The sequence below is a fragment of the Enterobacter cloacae complex sp. IR5384 genome, from assembly GCF_049237265.1.
Taxonomy (GTDB): Bacteria; Pseudomonadota; Gammaproteobacteria; order Enterobacterales; family Enterobacteriaceae; genus Enterobacter; species Enterobacter cloacae.
Genome location: NZ_JBMKHJ010000107.1, coordinates 1 through 1,134, shown reverse-complemented (window position 1 = coordinate 1,134; position 1,134 = coordinate 1). Strand labels below are relative to the sequence as shown.

At 59.7% G+C, this 1,134-nt stretch carries 2 protein-coding genes; both read right to left on the bottom strand.

Features of this window, described 5'->3' with window-relative positions; genetic code table 11:
* Positions 1-24: 24 nt before the first annotated feature.
* Entirely contained in the window at positions 25-864 is an 840-nt protein-coding gene (gene sul1 / locus ACOTX3_RS26075) for a sulfonamide-resistant dihydropteroate synthase Sul1 (protein ID WP_000259031.1), read from the bottom strand.
* The coding region (locus ACOTX3_RS26070; protein ID WP_017900405.1) for a DMT family transporter at positions 858-1,134 on the bottom strand (277 nt) is incomplete at its 5' end. The genes sul1 and ACOTX3_RS26070, both read right to left, overlap by 7 nt.

The following is a 1,134-nucleotide window of genomic DNA, read 5'->3' as shown; positions in this document are numbered from 1 at the left end:
TAGCGGGCGGCCGGAAGGTGAATGCTAGGCATGATCTAACCCTCGGTCTCTGGCGTCGCGACTGCGAAATTTCGCGAGGGTTTCCGAGAAGGTGATTGCGCTTCGCAGATCTCCAGGCGCGTGGGTGCGGACGTAGTCAGCGCCATTGCCGATCGCGTGAAGTTCCGCCGCAAGGCTCGCTGGACCCAGATCCTTTACAGGAAGGCCAACGGTGGCGCCCAAGAAGGATTTCCGCGACACCGAGACCAATAGCGGAAGCCCCAACGCCGACTTCAGCTTTTGAAGGTTCGACAGCACGTGCAGCGATGTTTCCGGTGCGGGGCTCAAGAAAAATCCCATCCCCGGATCGAGGATGAGCCGGTCGGCAGCGACCCCGCTCCGTCGCAAGGCGGAAACCCGCGCCTCGAAGAACCGCACAATCTCGTCGAGCGCGTCTTCGGGTCGAAGGTGACCGGTGCGGGTGGCGATGCCATCCCGCTGCGCTGAGTGCATAACCACCAGCCTGCAGTCCGCCTCAGCAATATCGGGATAGAGCGCAGGGTCAGGAAATCCTTGGATATCGTTCAGGTAGCCCACGCCGCGCTTGAGCGCATAGCGCTGGGTTTCCGGTTGGAAGCTGTCGATTGAAACACGGTGCATCTGATCGGACAGGGCGTCTAAGAGCGGCGCAATACGTCTGATCTCATCGGCCGGCGATACAGGCCTCGCGTCCGGATGGCTGGCGGCCGGTCCGACATCCACGACGTCTGATCCGACTCGCAGCATTTCGATCGCCGCGGTGACAGCGCCGGCGGGGTCTAGCCGCCGGCTCTCATCGAAGAAGGAGTCCTCGGTGAGATTCAGAATGCCGAACACCGTCACCATGGCGTCGGCCTCCGCAGCGACTTCCACGATGGGGATCGGGCGAGCAAAAAGGCAGCAATTATGAGCCCCATACCTACAAAGCCCCACGCATCAAGCTTTTGCCCATGAAGCAACCAGGCAATGGCTGTAATTATGACGACGCCGAGTCCCGACCAGACTGCATAAGCAACACCGACAGGGATGGATTTCAGAACCAGAGAAAGAAAATAAAATGCGATGCCATAACCGATTATGACAACGGCGGAAGGGGCAAGCTTAGTAAAGCCCTCG

Bases quoted from the DNA above. Each gene is read 5' to 3' on its own strand.
- sul1 (WP_000259031.1), bottom strand. From the start codon at position 864: ATGGTGACGGTGTTCGGCATTCTGAATCTCACCGAGGACTCCTTCTTC.